The 228-nt window shown below is 69.7% G+C and carries 1 protein-coding gene; it reads right to left on the bottom strand.

Annotation, left to right across the window (positions count from 1 at the left end; genetic code table 11):
* Positions 1-228: hypothetical protein (locus tag D3242_RS33775; protein ID WP_167470480.1), on the bottom strand; the 228-nt coding region annotated here is incomplete at both ends.

Genomic DNA, 228 nt, shown 5'->3' with positions numbered 1-228 from the left:
CCGGGCCATCGGCGCCGAACGTGTTGTTGTAGTCGGTCGTGACGTTGCCGCCGACGGTGGTCGCGGCGCCGTCCTCGGTCAGCGCGCCGGCATTCGCATTGTGCGCAACCGGCACGTCGTCGACGATGACGATGCTGATGGTGCCGTCGCCGTGGGTCCCGCCGATGCCGTCAACCGCGACGGCAACGCTGTCGGGCAGCGTGTTGTTGCCGTTGCCGGCAGGGTGGG

Origin of the sequence: Mesorhizobium jarvisii (assembly GCF_003601985.1) — a bacterium.
GTDB classification, from domain to species: Bacteria; Pseudomonadota; Alphaproteobacteria; order Rhizobiales; family Rhizobiaceae; genus Mesorhizobium; species Mesorhizobium jarvisii.
Note: the sequence above shows the minus strand (reverse complement) of the source record. Positions and strands in the feature narration are given on the sequence as shown.